Here is a 21,844-nt window from a genome sequence, read left to right as displayed (position 1 = left end):
TGCGCGCCATAATCCAACAGGTAGGTGAGGTTAGCGGCCCCACCGCCAAACTGGCGCACGGTGAGGGGCTGGTCGCTGCCTGGCAGACGGCCGTACAGATAGGCCGCCAGTCTGGCCTCATCCAACCGCTCATCGGGTCGGACATCCATGGTATCGGGCGTCATCGGCAATACGTCAGGTTTCGTAAACCAACAAAGTAACGCCCAGTTCTTCTTCCAGGGCGCGTACTTTGGCAAGCTGCGCTTCCGTCAGGTCGGCGATTTCCAGGCCAGGCGTGAAGGCCATGATATGTTTGCCGGTTTCTATCTCCAGGGCGCGAATTTTCTCCACGCCAGGCTCATCTACAAAAGCAATCTTCAGAAAATTAGCCATCATTCATTCTCCTCTGAAAATGGGAGCGCGGACGTCCCGTCCGCCCTGGCAGGCGAGACGCCTGCGCTCCCAGGGTTTTCATTCATGGTGGTCGGCGCAGCCGGTGAAGTCTCCTTATGCAAGTGGGTAAACAACTTATTCACGCCCTGGCCGCCACCGCTGCCAGGGCTTCATCCACAACAGCGAGAAGTTGGGTGACGTGGGCTTCGATGGTGAAGTGTTGGCGCACGGCCGCGTGGGCGGTCTGGCACATTTCATAGATACGGTCGTCGTTGGCCGGGTCCAGCACCCATTCTATGGCCGTCACGTAACTTTCTGGCGTGCCAGACACAATGATACCCGTTTTGCCATCCTCAATATACTCACGCGCACCCAATGTATCAGAAACGATGGTCGGCTTTTTAGCCCACATCGCCTGCAAATAAGTCAACATGCCGATGATCCGCCGGGCGTCGGTGCGCAGCGGCACGACAACGGCCGCCGCCGTGTCAATCAACCGGTCAAATTCGGCCGGGGGGACCAACCCGGCCTTCACGTTGGCCGGGAGATCAGTACGGCCGTCCAGCCTGTTGGTGGCAATAACAAATTCACGGTTGGGCAGCAGCCGCGCCGCCGCCAGCAGCGGCTCATAATCACGAAAGGAGGTGCCGCCGGCAAAGATGTGCTGACCGCGCGGTTTGTCGGGCACAACCACACCAGGCCGGGCGTTTTTGTTGAAGAAGGAGCAGGCGCGCACTTTGCCTGGATCAATGCCCCACAAACGGGTAAAGACAGGGATTTCCGCCTGGGAGTGGACGGTAAAGCGGAAAACGGCGCGGTCGGCGAGCTTCATCACCCAGGGTTCAATGAGACCGCGCAGCCCGGCATCCTTTTCATACATTTCACCGTAGAAGATGATGAACGGCCGCCAGCGCCGCGGCCACAAGCCGATAACGGCCGTTGCCAGCAGTTCCGGTTTCAGGTAGCCCCTGGAGCTAAACAGCAGCAGCACCCGCTCCCGCCGCGCTGCGCGTAAGACGCGCCAAAAAAGGACCGTTTCGTCCACTGGGCGAAATTTGCCCCTGGGCACTTTGTTTAATCTGTCGGGCAGCGGAATCGGCCGCGCGCGCGCGACAAAGCGGGGGTCGCCCCAACCGCTGACGGTGGAAGCAAAAGAATCGTCCCGCAGATGTGGTGGGGTCATAGGCCGATATCTTTGTAGCTGGTGATGCAGAGGGCGTAGTCCCAAGCGGCCTGATTCATGACGGCCGTAAAATCATTGGCCTCCATCAACCTCTCCGTGAACGGCGGCCCCCAGGCCAGCGCGCCCCAACACATATCGTCTACATAGTCTGATGGTTTGTCCACAATGCGCCGCCCCTGGGTATCTACCACACCAAAATGGCGCCATTCATCCCCCACCGCCTGGAAACAAAGCAGCAAGAGTTCGCTGTTCAGCGCGTTGGGAAAAGGGTTGGGTTTAATCTGGGTGTCGGCCATGCAAAAATAGACCTCATGCCCTTTGATGGCGTCGTAACTGGCTTTGATGGCGTCTATCAGTCGGCCGATGGCGCCGCTCTGGTAGACAAATACAAAGGGGAAACCGGCGTATTTTTCTTCCACATGCTCCCGGATGGCTTCTTTGCCCACGCGAATGACAATGACAATCTGGTTGACTCTGGCAGCGATGAGATGGTCAATGCTGTAATCAATAATGGCCTGACCTTGATACAGCAGCAGCTCTTTGGGCGTGGTAATACCCAATCGGCTGGCTAATCCGGCGGCCGGAATAAGTCCTACTCTCATACGCCGCTCCGCCGGGCGCATGGGAAAAACCAATCGGTCTCAGGCAGTAAGCAAATCATCGGGCAAACAACCTCCAGGTGTATTCAGTCAGAAGCTCAACTGCGCGCCGGAAGTTGAACTTCTGGATTAGTGAATGTGCGATACGGATGTTACCATTCTACGATTTCAATTCCATTGGTCAAGAAACGCGGCTGAGAAGATTTATTACCAAATCCCAACCTGGATGGGTGACGGCCGTTTGTATAATGCGTGTGACTCATACGGCCGTTTATCGTGCATGAGCCAGACAGAGATTGAGCAAACCTGTTACGCTCGCCAGTAGTATGCAAGAACAGTTCCGCACATGCCCGCAGCGAGAGCATGTCTCTTGTTGGATATAGGTCCACAAATGGCAGACACATAACAGGTGTCTGACGTTATTTTTATTTTACATAGGAGATTTTGAACATGAATGGGGAAAGGGAAACAAACCTTGTACAGAACCGCGCCAGCGGCAAAACAACCGGCCTGCGCCTTTTGCTGTTGTTTGGCCTGGTGATGCTGGCCTTGTGGTGGGCTGCGCCGCAAATGGCCTACACCGCCGCCACGCCCGGCAACGGTCCCGGCGGCGTGGGTTTAACGGATGGCAGCAGCACCCTGGAACTCTGGCTGCGCGCCGATAAGGGCGTCTTCGCGAATGATGACTGCACCGGAACCGCCACCAATGGCAACCCGGCTGGCTGTTGGCAAGACCAGAGTGGTAATGGCGCCAATGCCACGCAGGGAGATAGCGTCAAGCGGCCAACTCTGAATACTGGCGCTTTAAACAGCCAACCACTTCTCTACTTCAATGCTGCTGAAGTTGATGCATTGGTCAGTGGATCCATCACGTTGGATGAATTCACTGTGTTTTCTGTGTTTGATCGCACCGGAGATGGTTTTATATATGAACAAGGGCAAAGCACAAGTTCTGCCGATGGCAGCAATCTTTATTCGGCCGGTACTGAATGTACGACCTATATCCGGCGAAACAGCACAACGTCTGGTTTGGCGCTTAATCCCGGTTGGATGGATACAACTACCGCAATTGTAACCCACGCCTATGCCGGCACACATGCCAGTCATACGGTCAGCAAAAATAATGCCCTTCAATCGGCTTCGGGCTGTATTTACTCAGGTAATTCCTCCATGGATATTAAAGACGTTCCCGCCTCGATTTTTATTGGGGCGCGAAATGGAGACGGTTTTGCTTACACGGGCAACCTGGCAGAGTTAATTTTTTATAGTGAGGATTTGCCGGCCGTGCAAAAAATCTTGGTAGAAAATTATCTCTCGTCCAAATACGGCATTGCCCTGGCCGGCAATGATTACTACGATGGCGACACCCCGGCCAATGGCAATTTTGACCTGGACGTAGCCGGTATTGGGCAGTTTGGTAGCGTCCTCCACACCGAAGCGCAGGCAGCCGGGATGGTTATTGTCAACGGCACCTTCCTGAATGCTGATGGCGATTGGCTGCTGTTTGGTCACAATGTCCCGCAAAACAGCAACACCATCAGCGACTTGCCCGTGGCCGCTCCCTGGGATACAGCGTCAGACCCCGCCCGCTGGCTGCGTTCGTTCCACTTCACACGTACAGATGCAGGCACAGCCGGCGGCACAGTCACGCTGAGCTTTGATTTTAGCAATGCGGGCATGAGCGGCACGCCGGGAACAGCAGCCAACTACCGCTTATTAAGCCGGCCGAACGCCACCGGCGCGTTCAGCGACATCACGCTCACTTGCACCGGAGGCGCATCCGTCAGCGGCGACCGGGTGACGTTCAGCAGTGTGAACGTCACTTGTTTGGGCAGCAACTTTACGTTGGGGACATTAGATCGGCAGGGTTCGCCTACGGCCGTTTCCCTCAACCCACTCGCTGCCACACCACAAGTCAATGGGCTGGTCATCATTGCCGCCTGCGTGTTAACCCTGGGAATCGGTTCTCTGTGGGTTTGCGTGCGCCATCGCCCAGAATAACAAGCGTTATGTAACAAAAATCCCCGGCGCATTGGCAGCGCCGGGGACCTGAAGCAAGCCACCGCAAACGGCGTGCAGCGACCCATTTCTGGTCCACTGCACGCCGTTTTTAGTTATACCTTTCTAAAATCCGCCGGGCGACGGAGCGCTTATGCACCTCGTCCGGGCCATCATAAATGCGGGCGGCGCGTTCATGGCGGAACCAGTAGGCGATGGGCGTTTCGTCGGTCATGCCCAGCGCGCCGTGGGCTTGCAAGGCGCGGTCCAGCACGGCTTGCAGCACCCCGGCGACGTAAAATTTAATCAGCGACACCTCGTCGCGGGCGGCGTATTGGCCCTGCGCGTCCATTTTATGGGCGGCGTCCAGCACCATCAGACGGGCGGCGTTGATTTCGGCGCGGGATTCGGCCACCCAATTATGGATGGTTTGCTGGTCGGCCAGGCGGCTGCCGGGGGCCACTTCACGGCGCACGACGTGGGCGCACATCAGGTCGAAGGCGCGTTCGCAGATGCCAATCCAGCGCATACAATGGTGGATGCGCCCCGGTCCCAATCGCTGCTGGGCGATGGCAAAACCGGCCCCTTCCGGGCCAAGCAGATTACTTTGCGGCACGCGCGCGCCATCGTACATGATCTCGCTGTGGCTGGCCCAGCCAAAGCCACGTTCGCCCATCACCGAGGTGTTGCGCACCAGGCGAAAGCCAGGCGTGTCTGTGGGCACGATGATCTGGCTGGCGCGTTGGTGTTTGGCGGCTGTCGGGTTGGTCATTGCCATGACGATGGCAAAAGCGGCCCCGTCGGCGGCGGACGTAAACCATTTGTGGCCGGTGATGACATAATCGGTATGCTCTTTGACGGCCGTTGTACTCATCCACGTCGGGTTAGACCCCGGGTTCTCCGGCTCGGTCATGGAAAAGCAGCTGCGAATGTCTCCGGCCAGCAGGGGCATGAGGTAGGTTTCTTTTTGCTGCGGCGTGCCATGTTCGATGAGAATTTCCATGTTGCCGGCGTCGGGGGCCTGGCAGTTGAAGACGTAATGGCCCAGGAGGGAGCGGCCTAAAATTTCGCTGACACGGCCGTGTTCTACCAACGACAACCCCATACCGCCATACTCTTGCGGAATTTGCGGCAGCCACAGCCCCAACGCTTTGGCCTTGTCTCGTTTGGCCTGTAGTTGGGGCAGCAGTTTGTCGTATTCATGGTTCAACAGCAGCGGTTCCAGCGGAATAATCTCTTCCGTCACAAATTCGTGAATAGTGGCAAACAGCAGAGTCAATTCAGGGGAAATTGTATTCATAAAGCCTCTTATTTCACCAATGAAACAGACCCTTAGCCGATACCACTGCCCACCAGTTGGCCGCCATCTACGACAAAGGTGGCGCCGGTGGTGAAATTGGAAGCGGCCGAGGCCAGATATAGGGCAACGCCGGCCAGCTCTTCCGGTTGGGCCATGCGCCGCTGGGGGATGGTTTTCATGACCGCTTCGTTGAACATTTCGTTACCCCAGATGGCCGCACTGAAGCGGGTTTGCACAAAACCGGGGGCGATGGCGTTCACCTGGATGTTGTCTGGGGCCAGTTCGGCGGCCAACACCTCGGTGAGCATCAGCACGGCCGCTTTGCTGACGCAGTAGACGCCCATGGCCGGTAACGGCCGTCTGCCAGCCACCGAGGCCATGTTAATCACCTTGCCGCCGCCGCGCGCCTTCATGCTGGCGTAACACGCCCGCGCCACGCGGAAATAGCCCACCACGTTCACATCGAAAATTTTGGCCCACTGGCTCTCCTCGGCAGTCATCACCGGGCCAAAGTGGGGATTGGTAGCCGCGTTGTTGACCACAATATCTATGCCACCAAAAACGGCCGTAGCCTGTTCCACCACCCGTTGAATGGCTTCGGCATCGCCGGTATGGGCAGCCACCGCCAACGCCTCGCCGCCCGCCTGGCGGATATGCCCGGCGATGAGGTCCAACCCTGGCTGCTTACGGCTGGACAAAACCACCTTAGCCCCAGCCTGGGCATACGTCCTGGCGATGGTCTCGCCAATCCCCCGCGACGCCCCGGTAATCAGCGCCACTTTCCCCGTCAGATCGAAAGTTGGTTGGTTGGTCATGTGAAGTATCCTTGTTTTTTTAACTACTTCCCCCTAAACACCGGCTCCCGCTTCTGCATAAAAGCCATCACCCCTTCGGCAAAATCCTGGCTGACCAGGGTTTGCATCTGCAGACGCGCTTCATTGGCAATAACCGCCGACAAGTCATTTTCGGCGGCAAAGGTGAGGGCTTGCTTGGTCAGCCCCAGGGCCAGGGTGGGGCGTTGGGCCAATTTGTGTGCCCAGGCCAGCGCCTCGGCCAGCAGTTGATCGGCGGGGACGACTTTGTTGGTCAATCCCCAGGCCAGACATTGTTCGGCCGAGATGCGTTCACCTTCGGCGGCCAGTTGATAGGCACGGCCGTAACCCAGCCGCCGCATCACCAACCATGTCGCCCCCGCATCGGGCACAAAAGCGATGTTACTAAAGGCCATCATCAGGCTGGCATCGTCGGCCATCACTTGCAAATCGCCGGCCAGCGCCAGTGAAAGACCGGCGCCGGCAGCCACCCCATTGATGGCGGCGATAATCGGCTTGGGCATCGTCACCATCAACGTCATCAGCGGGTCATATGATTCGATGATCACTTGCTGAAGCTGCTCAGGCGTGGGCAGCTGGCTAAAAATCGTCAGATCCGCTCCGGCGCAAAAGCCATCTCCCGCCCCGGTCAGGACAATCGCCCGAACCTGGTCATCGGCCGCCGCCTGGCGAAACGCAGCCAGCAGATCTTTGTTCAGGGTCATATTGAGGGCATTGCGCCGCTCCGGCCGATTCATGGTGATCAGGGCGACATTGGCCTGGGTTTCGTAAAGCACAGTTTCGTAATCGGACATGGTTTTTCCTTAATTGCCGGGAATCCAACCGGCCTGGAAAGCGTAGACACTTTGCTTGATAACGTCGGGAATGGGGAAAGCGCTGTTGTTGTCGTAATCATACATCACTTGGATGGTTTTGCCGGTTGCCACGAGACGGCCGTCTTCCCCAACAATCTTGTAAGTCAGGTCAAAACTCTTGTTGCCAAAGCGCGTCACGCCCACACCTATTGTCAGCATCTCGCCAAACATCGCCTGCGATTTATAACTGCACATTGCTTCAACCAGGATGATGGGAATTTCCATCAAATCAAACGCCATCGGCAGACCATGTTCCAAAAATTTGGTGATGTAGAGGATGCGCGCCGTTTCCAGATAGGTGAAAAACACTGCGTTATTCACGTGTCCCAGGGCATCTAGATCACGAAATGTCACGCGAACTTTTGTTTCATACGGGTAATTGGTGATGTTCATATTTCCTCCTGAATAGAGTTGTCAAATCTTAAAGATTTGACAACTCTAACCCTCACTCATGAAGTCTCCTGCGAAAATAGCCAGAGCTAAAGTCTGGTCAAACCTCTCGCTCTAGCTCTCGCTTTTTATTTGTGCCAGAATTTACAATATAATGTAATGGTGTGCCAACTCGACTTTAACATCTCATGAAAGCCAGCTGCGATACCATGAGAGGATCATTGTTGCTGTAAGCGTGGGAGGTTTTGCGAATTGATGAGAGCCGTAACCAATCAAACCATATTTTTCATTGCCCTGACGCTGGCTGTGATGGCCTGCCGGGAGAATCCACCAGCAGCAGCGCCGGTTGAGACCCCACGAATTAGCGCCACGACCCGCTGTCTGGAGGCAGCGCCGAATCAGTGTGACGTGGTAGTGACGGTTGCGGCGGCACAAGAGGATGTGGAAATAGATGTATTGGTTCACGCCGACGCTGGCGTGGAGTTCTTACCGGCGCAGCACCTTCACCAAGAAACCCGTATCGAAGATGCGGAAATCTGGCGCGTTAGGCTGTTTGCCGGTGAAAACCGCCAGATCATATTTCCGATACGGCCGTATACCGTCAGCGCCCCAGGCGCTTATCTGGTCAATGCCCAGGCCACGTACAGCGGCAGCGATAGGCAGTTTGGCAGGACCACCTGCCTGGTTTATATGGAAACCGACGCCATCGGCCGGGCTACCATCTTGCCCTCGGAGGCAGCGTTTAACGAGCGCTACTGGGCCAATTTTATAGCCGGGGATTATTGGATAGAATACCGGCTAGATCTGGACCAACCGGCCCAACCGACCTCGGGCAGGCTGCTGCTTAAAGTGAGCAGCGCTTATGAGAACTTCCAACCAACCATCTTGCTAGAATCGCATGGCGGCGTTACGTTTTATGACAGTGGAAATTTGTTCACCGTTACCAGCCCAATGACTATGCGCGTTACGCCACCCAGAATGAACGTGGGCGAGTCGCGCATTGTGAGTGCGCCGGTGCGGTTGGAGAGTAACATCGGGCTGTTAGACGGCCGTTACCTGATTTTCGCCACCCTCAGCAGCGCTACGCCAGACGCGGCCGCCGGGTCGGAGCGCGTGCCCATCTACTTTGTCGTTAACAGCAGCCCCGGCGACATCTCCCGAAAATGGCTCTCCGGGCAGCCGCTCGAAGGTGCGCCAGCCATTACCCCTACCGCCAATCCCACGCCAAACACAACAGATACAAGCAGCCTGGCCCTCACCGACAAAACGCGCAGTTTGTCTGGCGCAAATATGGGCACAGGCGGCATACCTGCTGTCGCCACGTCCCACGCGCTGGTAGACTGCGAAGATCTGACGGTGACAACAGCAGGCGAGCCACCCTGGGAAAAGACAATCACCCTATATGAAGGCAATCTGTGCGCCGCCTATTACGAATTTGCCCACGAGAAATACGCCCTCTCCTGGACCGATTTTCGGGACACAGCGCTGTTCTTCAATTACCCCTATCTAGAACAAGATAACCTGTATCTCTTCCGCCACAAAACCTACCTGATGCCGGGCAAGAAGTAACTACTGGTTCAGTAGGCCATTAGCAGCCTGAATCGCCTGATTAATTCGGTCCAGACTGGCGCCAATGCCCTGCCGGGCCACGCCATAATCAAATTCACTGATGTAGCCGCCGCCTGTTTCACACAAATTCTTAACAGTGGCGTTGGTGCTGATGATGTTATCAGCGGCAACGTTGTATTCATTGTAGATGCCCTGCCAGGCCGGCGGCAGGTTGCTGTGAGTGGTTCGCTGCTGTAACGCCTGGTAGTACCCCAGGTACTCCTGGCAGCTTTGCGACTGCCCATAATAGAGACGGTCTAACAGCCCACCTATGTTTTCGATAGTCAGGCGCAAATTGTTGAGGCTGTTCATCATTGCTGTGGCGTCGAAACCGGGTGGTGGCGCAGTAGCGCGCGGAGCCACAGTGGAGGCCGGGCCAGGCGCGGCGGGTGGTTCGCCCAGCGGCCAGATGGTGAAATCCTCAAACTGTGTCACTTCGCCTTTCTTTTCAGTGGTTGCATAAAAGCCCAGCGCCGCCGCCACGTTCCCGGTTTCCTGCCCACCGATTAAAGAGAAGGCGCTGATGAAACGGCCGTTCAGAAAAAAGAAGCCCGCCTCATCATTCACGTACAATGTCAGCGTGTTCCTATCAGCAAAAATGCCAGGAGGATAGCGGCCCGATTTTACCAGGTCATACTCATCGTCATCGTACCGGGCAAGCTCCCAGACGCGGCTGCGCATGACAATCAACCGCCAGGCGCCAGCCGTGCGGTCACGGAAGGTGAAGCCAAAATCTCGATCCCCTATTTGCCCGGCCGCCGGGTCAAGGATAAAGGTGGCTTCGGCGACAAAGTTGCGCACGTTGACGCCGGCAAAACTCTCTTCTATAAAATCATCTTCATCGTGAACCAATTCCCCACTGCGCGGCCCGTAGATCGGCGCGCTAGTTTTGGCATCGTTGATTAAGGCTTCATGTTCGGCGACAAAAACGGCCGTTGCTGTGGCAGCTTGCTCCGCTCTGGCGGTACGCAGCGCGACAACCGTCTCTGTTGTCTGCACAACCCAGGTCGCCGTAGCCGCTTGCGCCAACGCTGCCGCCGTAACTGCCGCCGACGTGGCATTGGCTGCTGCTTCGGCTTCGCCGGTGGCGGCCGCGCTGGTTTGTGCAGCTTCGGCCTGAGCTGTCGCGGCGGTTTGGGCGCTGATGGTGGCGGCAACGGCCGTTGCCGTCTGGGCTGTGGCCGCTGCGGCCGTACTCGTCGTCTGTTCCAGCAGCAGCACAGCCGCAGCCGTCGCTGTGTTGTCTGCTGCGGCGCTGTCGGTGGTCGCTTGCTGCTGGTCGCCCATCGCGCAGCCAGCCAGCAAAACAACCAACAGCACCGCACCACCTAGAGATAACATCCGATATCGTGACATGGCATCCCCCTTTCTAACTAAACCGCTAAACCGCACCAAATTGCCCGTTAGTACCCGTAAGCGGTAATCCGTTATCGGTAATCCGTAGGGCGCTGCCTCTGGCAAATGCCATCGGATAACGGGTTACGGACTTCGGCCTATCCATACAAGAAGCACTATCGGGTGGCGGGTTGCTGAGACACACTCCATAGCTGCATTATAGAACAAAGCAATGCCAGAAAGGAAGTGGCGCTGTCACCCAAGTCCGGTGACATTTATCGCTTTCCCGCGCAAGCCACAGCACACGGCGACAAAAACCATATAGGCGAAAGAGAACTGGTAGGCTTTGACACAACAAGACGATACAGCCAAAACAGGGTAGAATTAGAAGCAACCTTTATGCAAAAAGATTTTTTAGAGACAAGGAATATCATGAGTAACGAACCAACGCCGGAAACGGCCGTTTCCCCTCCCCCACCATCCACCCCACCACCCGACAAAAACCTCGTCGAACCCGAAAACGCCTTACCCGAAGTCAGCGCCGCCGACTTGCCCGATTCCTGGCGCGAAGCCATGGCCCGCGCCGGCTGGACCGACCTGATGCCGGTGCAAGCCAAAGCCATGCCCTACATCATGGCCGGCCGCGACCTGATGGTGCAGGCGCGCACCGGCAGTGGCAAAACCGGGGCCTTCGTGCTGCCCATCCTGGAGCGCATCAATTCCCTCCAGGCCACCTGCCAGGCGCTCATCCTGGTTCCCACGCGGGAACTGGCGCAGCAAGTAGCCCACGAAGCGGCCGCATTGGCCGGGGATTCCGGAGCCAACGCCGTGGCTGTCTATGGCGGCAGCAGCTATAAAGTGCAGCTAGACGCCTTTCGCAAAGGGGCACACCTGGTGGTGGGCACGCCAGGGCGCATTCTGGACCACCTGCTGCGGCGCAATCTCAGCCTGGATGAGCTGCAAATTTTAATCTTTGATGAGGCCGACCGCCTGCTTTCAATGGGCTTTTACCCCGATATGCGCCAGTTGCAGACCTACCTGCCCCAACGGCGCGTAGACAGCTTTATGTTTTCGGCCACTTTCCCGCCCACCGTGCAAAGTCTGGCCCGCCAATTCCTCCACCAACCGGATTTTCTCAGCCTGAGCAGCGACAATATGTACGTCGCCGAGACGGAACACGTCTATTACACCGTACCCGCGCTGGAAAAAGACCGCGCCCTGGTCCGTCTGATCGAAGTTGAAAATCCCGACTCGGCTTTTATTTTCTGCAACACCAAAGTGCGGGTGAACTACGTCACCACGGTGCTGCGCCGCTTTGGCTACGACGCCGATGAGTTGTCGTCTGACCTGGAGCAAAGCGCGCGGGAGAAGGTGATGGACCGGGTGCGCCAGGGGAAACTGCGCCTGCTGATAACAACCGATGTGGCGGCGCGGGGTATTGATGTGCCAGAATTGTCGCATGTGGTGCAGTATGAAGTGCCGGAAGACCCGGAATTGTACATCCACCGCGCGGGGCGCACCGGGCGGGCCGGCGCGGCCGGCGTCGCCATCACGCTGGTGGGCGATTTTTCCGAGCAGGTGAAGTTGAAGCGGATCCGCGACAAGTATGGGGTGGATTTAACCGAACGGCCGTTGCCCACCGACGAAGATGTCACCAACCTGGTCGCCGAACGCCTCACCGCCCAGTTGGAAGGCAGCCTGCGCCAGCGCGACAACCTGCAAAAAGAGCGGCTGCACCGCTTCCTGGGCCTGGCCAAAACCCTGGGCGAAAGCCTGGAAGGGCAGTCACTCATCGCCATGCTGCTGGACGACATCTACCAGAACACGCTCACCGCGGCGACCACACCCGTTGAAGCGCCCGCCCCACGCAAAGAAGCCAACAAACAAGAAGATCGCGGCCGCCGAGAACGCCGTCCACGGCGGCGATAAACAACTGCAAACCTGACAAGTCTGAGACAACCTGTCAGGTTCCAATAAATTACGCACCTAAAGGAGTATTACATGACCAAACAATGGAGCAGCGCCCCGGCGCTGCAAATAGACGCGAAGAAGTCATACGTGGTGAACATGGAAACCAACAAGGGGACCATCGAAATCGAGTTGTACCCGCAATATGCGCCCAAAACTGTCAACAATTTCGTCTTTTTAGCGACAGATGGCTTTTATGATGGCGTCACCTTTCATCGGGTCATCAGCAATTTTATGATTCAGGGTGGCGACCCGACGGGGACCGGCCGCGGCGGCCCAGGCTATCGTTTTGAAGACGAATTTGCCGGCAACCCACTCAAGCACGAGACGGGCGTCCTTTCCATGGCCAATGCTGGTCCTGGCACAAATGGCAGCCAGTTTTTCATCACCCATTCGCCGCAGCCCCACCTGAACGGCAAACACACCGTTTTTGGTAAAGTGACCAGCGGTATGGATGTGGTAAACGCCATCCGCCAGGGCGACAAGATGACCAAAGTGAGCATCATCGAGAAATAAGGTGAGGGATTTTATCAATCGTCATGCGTCAATTATTGACTGACGTATGACGATTGATGATTGGTTGGCCGGGGACGGGCAATCGCCGCCGGGGCAAAGGGCGGCGCACTTAATTTGCCCTGGCATTCCAACACTTCGCCCACCCGCGCCACCAGCGCCGGTGGGCTGAAAGGTTTGTAGATAACATCAACAACATGGTTGTCCAATCCGGCATGAACCAGACTTTCATCGGGAACGGCCGTAACCATAATAATTGGCAAATCAGCCAACTGGTGAACCGCCCGGCAGAATTCAGAGCCAGACATGCCAGGGTACATGTGGTAATCCACTATCGCCAAATCGGGCAGCCCGTCCTTGCGCACTAAATCCAATGCTTCTTCACCGGATGAGGCAGACATGATCTGATACCCGGCTCGGCTCAAAACGTGGCGCAAAATAACCACTGTATAGTCATTGTCATCCACGACGAGAATTTTTTGTTCACTGTGTAAATGAGAACTGTCCCTCATACGAGTAACTTCCTGTTTTTTAGATTGGACCAATCTCCAAGATTGGTCCGATCTTGGCCCTGTAATTTCTAGATAGTCACTTAGGGCGAGAAATGGCAATCTGGTACGGAATCTATTAATGGACAATTACGTACCAGTTGCCCCAGTAGTTATAAAAGCGTACCAGATTCTATTGGCGAAATGTATTGGCTACTTTACAGTATGATTGTTGGCTCTTTGTTGTTCACCATAGGTATCATCAGGTAGAACTTCGGGCAGGATCAATTTTCCCTGTTCTTCACAAAGCCAACATGACTATAAGAGTGGTGGTTTAAGTTCTGGTTAACCTTTTGTTATGAAATTGCTAACGGCTAAGTTATCCCTTTTCCTATTGTTTATCCTGTTGGCTGGCTGCCGGTCCACGGATGCCCTGCCTAACGGCCGAGGTCGGATTTTGCTCTGGCATAGTTGGACGGCCGCCGAGGCCGATACGATGGCCGGCATCTTGCAGAAATTTAACGAAATTCATCCCAACGTAACGGTGATCAGCCAGGCGATACCGCCGGAGAATCTTTACCAGCAGTATGAGCAGGCGGCCAGACTAGGGCTGGGACCAGATGTTTTCATAGGTCCGAGCGAGTGGCTTGTGCCACTGGCCGACCAGGGACTCATTTTGGATGTACAGCCGTTTGAACCACAAACCGAAGATTATTTTTCCCGCGCCATCGGCACGATGACTTATAAGGATGGTTTATATGGGCTGCCATTGGCCCTGCGACCGGCAGCCCTTTATTTTAATACCACCCAGGTGAGTACCCCAGCAGCGAATTTGGACGAGTGGCTGGCGCAAGCCGCCGACGGCCGTACCATCGCTATGGACGCTAATTTTCTGCCCGCATTTTGGGGTATTCAAGCCTTCGGCGGCCGTGTGTTCGACGAGACAGGGCGCGTAGTTTTAGACGAAGGCGGCTTCACCAACTGGCTGCTCTGGCTGCAAAACGCCCAAAGCGCCCCTGGCATGGTCCTGAGTCGGGACAGCGCCAGCTTGCGGGAACTGTTTTTCTCAGGCAAGGCAGCCTATTACACCGGCACTCCCGACGACCTGGCGGCAGCGCGAGAAGCGCTGGGCACGGACAACGTCTCGGTGGTCCCGCTGCCATCTGGCCCTGTGGGACCATCTGGTCCTCTGCTAGACTTGGAGGCAATTTATTTCAACCCCGCCTCACACGCGCAGCAGACAGAAAGCGCGCTGCTGCTGGCGAGCTATCTCACTAACAGCAATCAGGCAACCACGCTGCTGCGCGATCTGAGCCGGGTTCCGGCCAACCGGACCGTCCAGGTGGACCGACGGCTGCACCCGGCCGAAGCAGGTTTTGCTGCCCAGGCGCGCACGGCCGTTGCCGTATCCAACCTGCCCCAAAAAAACATGGTCGTCTCTCAGGGTGATAATCTCTATCGGGCGGTCCTGGCGGGCGCGGCGGATGTGCTGGCAGCCACCAACACGCTGGTCAACGAGGTCAACAGCGCCCATGGGTTTGCCGCCGTGACTGCGCCGCCAAGAATCTGCCAGACAGAGGGTGTCTTGCGTATCTGGCATCCATGGAACGGCCGTTTGGCAGCCGCTCTGGAGAAATTTGTGGCCGATTATCAGGCCAACTGCCCCAATGTACGCATCCTGGTCACCGAGATTCCAGAAGACGAATTGCTTGATCTTTTTACAGCTTCAGGCGCCAGCAGCAGCAGCCTACCCGACCTGCTCCTCGGTTCAAGCGCCTGGCTGCTGCCGCTCATCGAGGCGCAAACCATTCAGCCCATCACAAACGACATCGCCGCAGAAACCCGACAGCGCTTCATCCCTGCCGCCCTCAATACCCTCGAATATCAATCCGAATTGTATGGGCTGCCTTATTGGCTAGACTTCAACGTACTCTATTTCAACCGCACGCAGATCAGCGATCCGCCACTTACGCTGGACGAATTGGCGCAGCAGGCGCAAAGCGCCGGCATCGCCCTGCCAGTCAGTTTTATCGAGACCTATTGGGGAGCGACAACTTTTGGCAGCCAATTATTCAGCGAAGATTTCCGCCTGACGCTGGTAGAAACGGGATTTGTGGACTGGTTGACATGGCTCAGCGACCTGCAAGCGGAATCATTGGTTCTTTTGGATGATAATCCGGCGCGGCTGCAAGTGGCGTTTACCAACGGCGAAACGGCCATGTTGGTGGGGCCAACATCTGTTCTGGGGGTACTCGAACAGACAATGGACAACGCCAACCTGGGGGTGGCGCAGCTTCCGGCTGGGCCAGGCGGTGAGGCGCGCCCCTGGCTGCAAACAACCGCATTTTTCATGAAGGCCGATTCGTTCCCAGACCAGCAAGCCCTGGCGCTTTCGTTTGCGGAGTTTGCCACCAATGCCGCCAATCAGACTTACTTGATGGAACAGACGCGGCTGGTCCCAGTGAACGTTAACGTCAGCGCCGAGAATGCGCCGATCATTTCTAGCTTGCTGCGCCGGGTGAACAGCGCTTTCACGCCGCCGAATGTCGCCGAGTTAACGGCCGTTCTCACCTACGGCGATGAGGTATACCAGGAACTCCTGGCCGGGGAAAAATCGCCATTGGCGATTGCCTGCGATTTCACGATTTCTGTGGATAGGGCCAATGGGTTTGCCGTAGAAACGACCGATTTGCCCGCACTATGTCAGGACCAGTCACCTTAAGGTAAAATATCTTATGCTCGACGATCCGCGAATTGACATCATCGTAAAGCAGTTTCAGATTTTTGCGGTTTTGCTGTCTCGCCCGGTGGTGCAGCGGCAAATCGCCGCTATTGTGGCGATTTTCCTGATCGCCTGGCTCATCAACCGGCTCATCAACGCTTTTGTACACCCCAAAGTGGCACAAATGCTAGACGCCCGATTGATCAAGCAGCGTAAAAGCCGTTTTTACCGCCTGCTGATGGTTATTAAGTGGCTCTACTTCCCAATCACCGGTTTGCTTCTGGTCCCTATCATCGTCTGGCTGTTTGGTCGTTGGCAGTTTCCGGCCGGCCTCATTCAAAATGCCGCCGCCATTTTTTGGATTCTGCTGGTCTACGAGATCATTATGGGGCTGCTGGACCTCTGGTTTTCCCAAGAGCGTGTCGAGGCCGTCCGTTCCCGCATCCTCATCCCCCTTTTCGTCTTGCTGCCGGGTTACGTCTTTCTGAACCAGTTCATAGATTTGCCGGGTATTCTGAGTATTGAGATTGTCAATGTTCTTAATGCCCAGATTACCCTGGGACGGCTGTTGACGGCCGTTCTCTGGTTCTACTCCTTCACCATTGTCAGTTGGCTTATTGTGGAGGCGCTGCAAAAGGTGATTTTGCCGCGCACCCAGGCCAACATGGGCATCGCCAATTCCATCCTCACCATCGTTCGCTACAGCTTTAAAATTGCCGCCGTGCTGGTCGTTTTTGGCGTTTTAGGTGTTGACCTGACCTCGCTGGCGCTGATCGGCACGGGGTTGACGGTTGGCATCGGTTTTGGTTTACAGCAGGTGATCGCCAATTTTATGAGCGGCATTTTGCTGCTGTTCGAGCAATCTTTGCGGCCGGGCGACATGATTGAGATTAACAATCAACTGGGCATCGTGCAGCAGCTTAATATCCGTGCTACCAGCATCCGCACCATTGATTCCGAGATTATCGTGCCCAACGAGATGTTCTTGAATTCGCAGTTAACCACATACACCAAATCAAACTTGTTTGGGCGCGTTCTTCTGCCCATCGGCGTCAGCTACGACAGCGACCCTCAGCGCGTGCGCCAAATTTTGCTGGAAACGGCCGTCGAACACGGCCTGGTACGCACCGAACCCCCACCCGTCGTTTTTTTTGATGGGTTCAGCGATTTCTCGCTGGATTTCACCCTGGCGGCCTGGATAGATGACCCCTGGCAGCGCCGGATTGTGTTGTCTGATCTGAACTTTATGGTTTGGAACGCCATGGCCGACAATGGGATTACCATTCCCTTCCCGCAGCGAGATCTGAATCTGCGTGAGGGGTGGGAAGGATTGGCCCAGACGATGCACGGACGGACGCATCAGGCTCCACCAGATACAGACTAAACCCAATATGATTCAAACACAGCAGCACAAGATCATGTTGCCAGACGGGGCGACACTGGCGTATGTGGATATAGGCGCGGGACGGCCGTTACTCCTCATGCACGGCTTCACCGGTACCGCCCGCGCCCATTTAGGCTGGCTGATAGACACGCTGCAAACCCACACCCGGGTCATCGCCCCCGATTTGCGCGGCTATGGCGCCAGCCAGCCGCCCCCGCGCGACTTCCCGCCCGACTTTTACCAGCGCGACGCCGACGACATGGCCGCCCTGCTGCGCCATGTTAACTGCGGCCCGGTCGTGGTAATGGGCTTCAGCGATGGGGCGGAAAGCGCCATCCTGCTGGCCGCCACATACCCGGAACTGGTGGCCGGAGTTGTCGCCTGGGGCGTGTCCGGCGTCATCTCCCAAGCCATGCTAAACGCCGTGAAAGCGCGCGTGCCCGTGCCGGCTAAACCCCATTGGGGCCAGTGGCAGCAGCAAATTGCCGCCCGCCACGGCGCGGCGCAGGTGGAGCCGATGATTTGCGGCTGGAATGAAGCGGCGGCGGCCATTTTTGCGCGCGGTGGCAACATTTGCCTGGCCGAAGCGGCGCAGGTGCGCTGCCCGGTCCTGCTGCTGAACGGCGATGGCGAAGTGGGTAATACCCTGGACGATGTGACGCGGTTGGTGGCAAGATTGGGCAGCGGCCGTTTAGAAATCATCCCCCACAGCGGCCACCCCATCCACGACGACCAGCCAGACCTGTTCATCGCCCAGGTGAAAGCATTTCTTGGAGTGTAGAGCTAGAGCTAGAGCTAGAGCTAGAGAATCGCTCTACCCTCTATCCGCAAAAACTATGAATACAAACCCCTCCCCCCAACCTCACGTTCGTTCCGTTCACCCAGATGATATTCCGGCGCTGCACGCCATCATGAGCCATCCGCGGGTGGCGGCGAACGGGCTGCATCTTTACACGACCGAATACAGCCATACACAAGAATCGTTTCAGACAGCGAAGGCCGGCCTGCACCGGGTGGTGAGCGTGTTAGACGGGCAGGTAGTGGCGTATGGTTTGCTGCGCCAAAATCAGCGCCTGCGGCTGCGCCACACCGGCGAACCGGGCATTTATGTGCATCCCGATTATTGGGGACAAGGCGTGGGCACGCACCTGTTTGGCGTGCTGCTGGACCTGGCCGAGAATTGGCTCAATCTCTGGCGGCTGGAACTGCAAACCTTTGTGGACAATGCCGCCATGAACCATATGGCCCGAAAATTTGGCTTTGAACAGGAGGGGATTAAGCGGCAGGCGGGGTTTGGCAACGGCCGTTACCACGACATATGCCTCTATGCCCGCCTGAAACCACCTTACCCGCCGCAGTCGGCGACAGCGCCCCTTGCCCGACCAACCCCGCGAAACGCCAGTGGAGCGACAGGCGTGATCATCCGCCCCGCACACCCCGACGACGTGGCCGGGGCCAACGCCCTGTGGCGCGATCCGCTGGTAGCCCGAACGACGTTACAGATTCCGAGCCAGGAAATTTGGGCCACCCGCCAGCGGATTGGCGAAGCGCCGCCGCCTGGTCTACATCGGTTGGTCGCCGAAGATAACGGCCGTGTCATCGGCATGACGACAATCTTCCAAGACCAAAACCCGCGCCTGATTCACAGCGCCGGTCTGGGCATGGCTGTCAGCCCTGATTATTGGGGCCTGGGCATCGGCAGCCGCCTGATGACCGCCATTTTGGACATCGCCGACAACTGGCTGGATTTGCGGCGCGTGGAATTGGACGTTAATGTAGACAATCCCATCGCCGTCCGCCTCTACCAGAAATTCGGCTTTGCAATCGAAGGCACTCGCCGCTACCACAGCTTCGGCGACGGCCGTTGGGCAGACAGCCACTTTATGGGCAGACTGAAGGAATAATGGTCAATGGTCAATGGTCAATAGCCAATGATCAATTTTTAACGGTTGGCAATTGGCTATTGACTATTAACCATTGACAATTGACAAAACCGACCAGTCAGTCTATAACTCCCCCATGACCGAAAATACTTCCTCTTCCCGTGATCCGGAAAGCACTCGCGAACGCATTTTAGACGCGGCGCTGAACATTTTTGCCCATAAGGGCTACCACGACACCCGCCTGGACGAGATTGTCGAAGAGTCGCATACCTCCAAAGGCTCCATTTACTTCCACTTCCCCAACAAGGAGCGCCTCTTCCTGGCCCTGGTAGACCAGTTTGCCGATTTGTTAGAGCGGCGCGTCACTGAGGCTATCGAGCCAGAGGCGAAGGGCATTGCCCGCGTGCGGTTGGCGCTGGCAACCACCCTGGACACGTTCGGCAAGTATCGGCGGCCGGCCAAAGTGCTGCTGGTGCAGGCCGTTGGCCTGGGCGCGCCCTTCGAGAACAAGCGCAACGAGGTCAACGACCGCTTCGCCCACCTGATCGAAACCTACCTGCAAGAAGCCATCGAAGTCGGCGACATCCCGCCGGTGGACACCGAGGTCGTGGCCTATGCCTGGATGGGCGCAATTTATGGCATTGTGATTCGCTGGGTCTACACCGGCGAACCAACGCCCGACCGTATTATGTCTACTTTGCTGCCGGTGCTGCTGCGCAGCGTGGGGTTTGAAAATTATGAAGCGTTTGATAAGTGGCAATTAGCGCGCGGCAAGCGGCCAACAATGCGTGGCAGGGGGATGACGCGGTTGGTGAATCGCCAACCACCAATCGGCAATCGCTGGAGGCGCAGCGCCTGGTCTCTTACAGCCTGCCCGTTTCAGGGCTGTCGGTGATGGACTTTTTGCGCCATGCGGAGGGGCAGGAACGCTTTTTTTGGGAGGACGTGCGCGACCGGATTACGCTGGCCGGGTTTGGCGCGGCGGCGAATTTGATAGGCTGGGGTAACGGCCGTATCGCCCACATCCGCCAACAAGCCCAAACCCTCTTCCAAGACGCCATCCTGTTCGGCGACGCCCCCGACCTGGCCCGGCCGCGCCTCTTCGGCGGCTTCGCCTTCCGCGACGATTTTCTGCCGGACAACACCTGGGCCGCCTTCCATCCCGCCCACTTCATCCTGCCCCACTACCAGTTCGTCCGGGTTGGCCGTGAAACGTGGCTCACCATCAACGCCCTCATCCCCCTGGCCGACGACCCGGAACACAGCCTGCCGATTTTGCAGGAAGCGCTGACAGCGCGGCGGGACGTTCTACTGGAGACTGGAGACTGGAGACTGGAGACTGAGCAGAATTCTCCAGTCTCCAGTCTCCAATCTCTCTCCTACCCCATGCCTCCCGCTGAATGGGCGCACCTCATCAACGCAGCGCGGCAGGAGATTGCGGCGGATGAGTTGAAGAAGGTGGTGCTGGCGCGGGTGTGCGAGGCAAAGTTTGACGGCCGTATAGACATTTACGACAGTCTGGAATACCTCAATGAGCATTACGCCGATTGTTACCGCTTTGTGTTCGAGCCACGGCCGTTTCACACCTTCCTCGGCGCGACGCCCGAACTGCTGGCAAAAGTCGAAGGGCGCACCCTTACCACCATGAGCCTGGCCGGTTCCATCCGCCGCAGCGCCGACCCGCTGGAAGACGCCGCCCTGGGGCAGCAGCTCATGGAAAGCGCCAAAGACCGCCACGAGCACGAAGTCGTCGTCATGTCCATTTTAGGGCGCTTGGCCCCCTTAACTTCCAAGTTGGAAATCTCGCCCGCGCCCGGCGTCTACAAACTGAGCAACATCCAACACCTCTTCACCCCCATTCGCGCCACCCTGACCGAGCCAGACGGTATTTTGCCGCTGGTGGACGTGCTGCATCCCACCCCGGCCATGGGCGGTTCCCCCCGCGCCGTGGCCCTGGACTTTATCAGCCGCGCCGAGCCGGTGCCGCGCGGCTGGTACGCCGCACCCGTCGGCTGGATTGACTACAAGCTGGATGGCGCGTTTGCCGTCGGCATCCGCTCGGCCGTCGTTCAGGAGCGCCGCGCCTGGCTCTACGCCGGGGCGGGCATCGTCGCCGATTCGGAGCCGGACAAGGAGTGGGCGGAGACGGGGTTGAAGTTTCGGCCGATGTTGGGCGCGCTGGGAATTGAATTGTGAATTGTGAATGGGGAATTGTGAATTGTGAAGTTGAAGAGAAAAGCGGTCATGCTGAGCGGAGTCTGCGGAGCGAAGCATCCCGGAAGAGAAGAGAATTGTGAATTGTGAATGGGGAATTGTGAATTGTGAAGTTGGGAAGAAGCCACCTTGTCATGCTGAGCGGAGTCTGCGGAGCGAAGCATCCCGGAAGAGAAGAGAATTGTGAATTGTGAATGGGG

20 protein-coding genes are annotated in these 21,844 nt (G+C 57.0%); 10 read left to right on the top strand and 10 right to left on the bottom strand.

All coding sequences use genetic code 11. From position 1 onward, the window contains the following. The 4 genes from IPM39_21985 to IPM39_21970 form a co-directional block, all read right to left on the bottom strand. The coding region (locus IPM39_21985) for a phosphotransferase family protein (protein ID MBK8988707.1) at positions 1-164 on the bottom strand (164 nt) is incomplete at its 3' end. Positions 165-174: 10 nt separating this feature from the next. Beyond that, positions 175-375, bottom strand: a complete 201-nt coding sequence (locus IPM39_21980; GenBank protein ID MBK8988706.1) for a hypothetical protein — start codon at positions 373-375, stop codon at positions 175-177. A gap of 136 nt (positions 376-511) precedes the next feature. Continuing rightward, positions 512-1,555, bottom strand: a complete 1,044-nt coding sequence (locus IPM39_21975; GenBank protein MBK8988705.1) for a glycosyltransferase family 4 protein — start codon at positions 1,553-1,555, stop codon at positions 512-514. Further along, positions 1,552-2,157 (bottom strand): NTP transferase domain-containing protein, encoded by a 606-nt coding sequence (locus IPM39_21970; GenBank protein MBK8988704.1) that lies wholly within the window; start codon positions 2,155-2,157, stop codon positions 1,552-1,554. The genes IPM39_21975 and IPM39_21970 overlap by 4 nt, the downstream gene beginning before the upstream one ends. A 447-nt stretch (positions 2,158-2,604) precedes the next feature. On the opposite strand from IPM39_21970, the gene IPM39_21965 reads away from it, so the two are divergent. Further along, positions 2,605-4,155 (top strand): hypothetical protein, encoded by a 1,551-nt coding sequence (locus IPM39_21965; GenBank protein MBK8988703.1) that lies wholly within the window; start codon positions 2,605-2,607, stop codon positions 4,153-4,155. A 109-nt stretch (positions 4,156-4,264) separates the two neighbouring features. Here IPM39_21965 and IPM39_21960 read toward each other — a convergent pair whose 3' ends face one another. Genes IPM39_21960 through IPM39_21945 form a run of 4 tightly spaced genes read right to left on the bottom strand, consistent with a single transcriptional unit; the run spans position 4,265 to position 7,532 of the window. Beyond that, positions 4,265-5,452 carry an acyl-CoA dehydrogenase family protein gene (locus IPM39_21960; GenBank protein MBK8988702.1) on the bottom strand — a complete coding sequence of 396 codons (1,188 nt, stop codon included), beginning with the start codon at positions 5,450-5,452 and terminating at the stop codon, positions 4,265-4,267. A 32-nt stretch (positions 5,453-5,484) separates the two neighbouring features. Then, on the bottom strand, positions 5,485-6,267 hold the full coding sequence (locus IPM39_21955; protein ID MBK8988701.1) for a glucose 1-dehydrogenase: 783 nt from the start codon (positions 6,265-6,267) through the stop codon (positions 5,485-5,487). Between the two features lie 23 nt (positions 6,268-6,290). Then, entirely contained in the window at positions 6,291-7,079 is a 789-nt protein-coding gene (locus IPM39_21950; GenBank protein ID MBK8988700.1) for an enoyl-CoA hydratase/isomerase family protein, read from the bottom strand. 9 nt (positions 7,080-7,088) lie between these two features. Continuing rightward, positions 7,089-7,532, bottom strand: a complete 444-nt coding sequence (locus IPM39_21945) for an acyl-CoA thioesterase (protein ID MBK8988699.1) — start codon at positions 7,530-7,532, stop codon at positions 7,089-7,091. Positions 7,533-7,784: 252 nt separating this feature from the next. Between IPM39_21945 and IPM39_21940 the strand changes: the two genes are divergently transcribed. Then, on the top strand, positions 7,785-9,098 hold the full coding sequence (locus IPM39_21940) for a hypothetical protein (protein ID MBK8988698.1): 1,314 nt from the start codon (positions 7,785-7,787) through the stop codon (positions 9,096-9,098). Here the strand turns inward: IPM39_21940 and IPM39_21935 are convergent, their stop codons facing one another. Beyond that, positions 9,099-10,493, bottom strand: coding sequence for a hypothetical protein (locus tag IPM39_21935; GenBank protein ID MBK8988697.1), 1,395 nt, complete (start codon positions 10,491-10,493; stop codon positions 9,099-9,101). A gap of 411 nt (positions 10,494-10,904) precedes the next feature. Between IPM39_21935 and IPM39_21930 the strand changes: the two genes are divergently transcribed. Together IPM39_21930 and IPM39_21925 are read left to right on the top strand one after the other, a co-directional pair. Further along, positions 10,905-12,401 (top strand): DEAD/DEAH box helicase, encoded by a 1,497-nt coding sequence (locus IPM39_21930; protein MBK8988696.1) that lies wholly within the window; start codon positions 10,905-10,907, stop codon positions 12,399-12,401. Positions 12,402-12,473: 72 nt separating this feature from the next. Then, complete coding sequence (locus tag IPM39_21925; protein MBK8988695.1) at positions 12,474-12,956, top strand: peptidylprolyl isomerase; 483 nt, start codon at positions 12,474-12,476, stop codon at positions 12,954-12,956. A 32-nt stretch (positions 12,957-12,988) separates the two neighbouring features. On the opposite strand, the gene IPM39_21920 is transcribed toward IPM39_21925, so the two are convergent. Then, positions 12,989-13,465 (bottom strand): response regulator, encoded by a 477-nt coding sequence (locus IPM39_21920; protein ID MBK8988694.1) that lies wholly within the window; start codon positions 13,463-13,465, stop codon positions 12,989-12,991. A gap of 334 nt (positions 13,466-13,799) precedes the next feature. Between IPM39_21920 and IPM39_21915 the strand changes: the two genes are divergently transcribed. The 6 genes from IPM39_21915 to IPM39_21890 all read left to right on the top strand — a co-directional run bounded on the left by IPM39_21915 (position 13,800) and on the right by IPM39_21890 (position 21,626). Beyond that, positions 13,800-16,163 (top strand): extracellular solute-binding protein, encoded by a 2,364-nt coding sequence (locus tag IPM39_21915; protein MBK8988693.1) that lies wholly within the window; start codon positions 13,800-13,802, stop codon positions 16,161-16,163. A 13-nt stretch (positions 16,164-16,176) separates the two neighbouring features. Next, complete coding sequence (locus IPM39_21910; GenBank protein ID MBK8988692.1) at positions 16,177-17,547, top strand: mechanosensitive ion channel; 1,371 nt, start codon at positions 16,177-16,179, stop codon at positions 17,545-17,547. 7 nt (positions 17,548-17,554) lie between these two features. After that, positions 17,555-18,328, top strand: a complete 774-nt coding sequence (locus IPM39_21905) for an alpha/beta hydrolase (protein MBK8988691.1) — start codon at positions 17,555-17,557, stop codon at positions 18,326-18,328. Positions 18,329-18,383: 55 nt separating this feature from the next. Continuing rightward, complete coding sequence (locus IPM39_21900) at positions 18,384-19,451, top strand: GNAT family N-acetyltransferase (protein MBK8988690.1); 1,068 nt, start codon at positions 18,384-18,386, stop codon at positions 19,449-19,451. 115 nt (positions 19,452-19,566) lie between these two features. Continuing rightward, positions 19,567-20,325 (top strand): TetR/AcrR family transcriptional regulator, encoded by a 759-nt coding sequence (locus IPM39_21895; GenBank protein MBK8988689.1) that lies wholly within the window; start codon positions 19,567-19,569, stop codon positions 20,323-20,325. Further along, complete coding sequence (locus tag IPM39_21890) at positions 20,325-21,626, top strand: isochorismate synthase (GenBank protein ID MBK8988688.1); 1,302 nt, start codon at positions 20,325-20,327, stop codon at positions 21,624-21,626. Before IPM39_21895 ends, IPM39_21890 begins: the two co-directional genes overlap by 1 nt. Positions 21,627-21,844 lie beyond the last annotated feature (218 nt).

It is taken from the genome of Candidatus Leptovillus gracilis, assembly GCA_016716065.1.
In the GTDB taxonomy this organism is placed as follows: Bacteria; Chloroflexota; Anaerolineae; order Promineifilales; family Promineifilaceae; genus Leptovillus; species Leptovillus gracilis.
This window is presented reverse-complemented; position numbering and strand designations above follow the sequence as displayed.

What these genes read in the sequence shown, in the direction of transcription:
- IPM39_21980 (MBK8988706.1), bottom strand. Translation starts at nt 375, where the DNA reads ATGATGGCTAATTTTCTGAAGATTGCTTTTGTAGATGAGCCTGGCGTG.
- IPM39_21975 (MBK8988705.1), bottom strand. Translation starts at nt 1,555, where the DNA reads ATGACCCCACCACATCTGCGGGACGATTCTTTTGCTTCCACCGTCAGC.
- IPM39_21970 (MBK8988704.1), bottom strand. Translation starts at nt 2,157, where the DNA reads ATGAGAGTAGGACTTATTCCGGCCGCCGGATTAGCCAGCCGATTGGGT.
- IPM39_21965 (MBK8988703.1), top strand. Translation starts at nt 2,605, where the DNA reads ATGAATGGGGAAAGGGAAACAAACCTTGTACAGAACCGCGCCAGCGGC.
- IPM39_21960 (MBK8988702.1), bottom strand. Translation starts at nt 5,452, where the DNA reads ATGAATACAATTTCCCCTGAATTGACTCTGCTGTTTGCCACTATTCAC.
- IPM39_21955 (MBK8988701.1), bottom strand. Translation starts at nt 6,267, where the DNA reads ATGACCAACCAACCAACTTTCGATCTGACGGGGAAAGTGGCGCTGATT.
- IPM39_21950 (MBK8988700.1), bottom strand. Translation starts at nt 7,079, where the DNA reads ATGTCCGATTACGAAACTGTGCTTTACGAAACCCAGGCCAATGTCGCC.
- IPM39_21945 (MBK8988699.1), bottom strand. Translation starts at nt 7,532, where the DNA reads ATGAACATCACCAATTACCCGTATGAAACAAAAGTTCGCGTGACATTT.
- IPM39_21940 (MBK8988698.1), top strand. Translation starts at nt 7,785, where the DNA reads ATGAGAGCCGTAACCAATCAAACCATATTTTTCATTGCCCTGACGCTG.
- IPM39_21935 (MBK8988697.1), bottom strand. Translation starts at nt 10,493, where the DNA reads ATGTCACGATATCGGATGTTATCTCTAGGTGGTGCGGTGCTGTTGGTT.
- IPM39_21930 (MBK8988696.1), top strand. Translation starts at nt 10,905, where the DNA reads ATGAGTAACGAACCAACGCCGGAAACGGCCGTTTCCCCTCCCCCACCA.
- IPM39_21925 (MBK8988695.1), top strand. Translation starts at nt 12,474, where the DNA reads ATGACCAAACAATGGAGCAGCGCCCCGGCGCTGCAAATAGACGCGAAG.
- IPM39_21920 (MBK8988694.1), bottom strand. Translation starts at nt 13,465, where the DNA reads ATGAGGGACAGTTCTCATTTACACAGTGAACAAAAAATTCTCGTCGTG.
- IPM39_21915 (MBK8988693.1), top strand. Translation starts at nt 13,800, where the DNA reads ATGAAATTGCTAACGGCTAAGTTATCCCTTTTCCTATTGTTTATCCTG.
- IPM39_21910 (MBK8988692.1), top strand. Translation starts at nt 16,177, where the DNA reads ATGCTCGACGATCCGCGAATTGACATCATCGTAAAGCAGTTTCAGATT.
- IPM39_21905 (MBK8988691.1), top strand. Translation starts at nt 17,555, where the DNA reads ATGATTCAAACACAGCAGCACAAGATCATGTTGCCAGACGGGGCGACA.
- IPM39_21900 (MBK8988690.1), top strand. Translation starts at nt 18,384, where the DNA reads ATGAATACAAACCCCTCCCCCCAACCTCACGTTCGTTCCGTTCACCCA.
- IPM39_21895 (MBK8988689.1), top strand. Translation starts at nt 19,567, where the DNA reads ATGACCGAAAATACTTCCTCTTCCCGTGATCCGGAAAGCACTCGCGAA.
- IPM39_21890 (MBK8988688.1), top strand. Translation starts at nt 20,325, where the DNA reads ATGGACTTTTTGCGCCATGCGGAGGGGCAGGAACGCTTTTTTTGGGAG.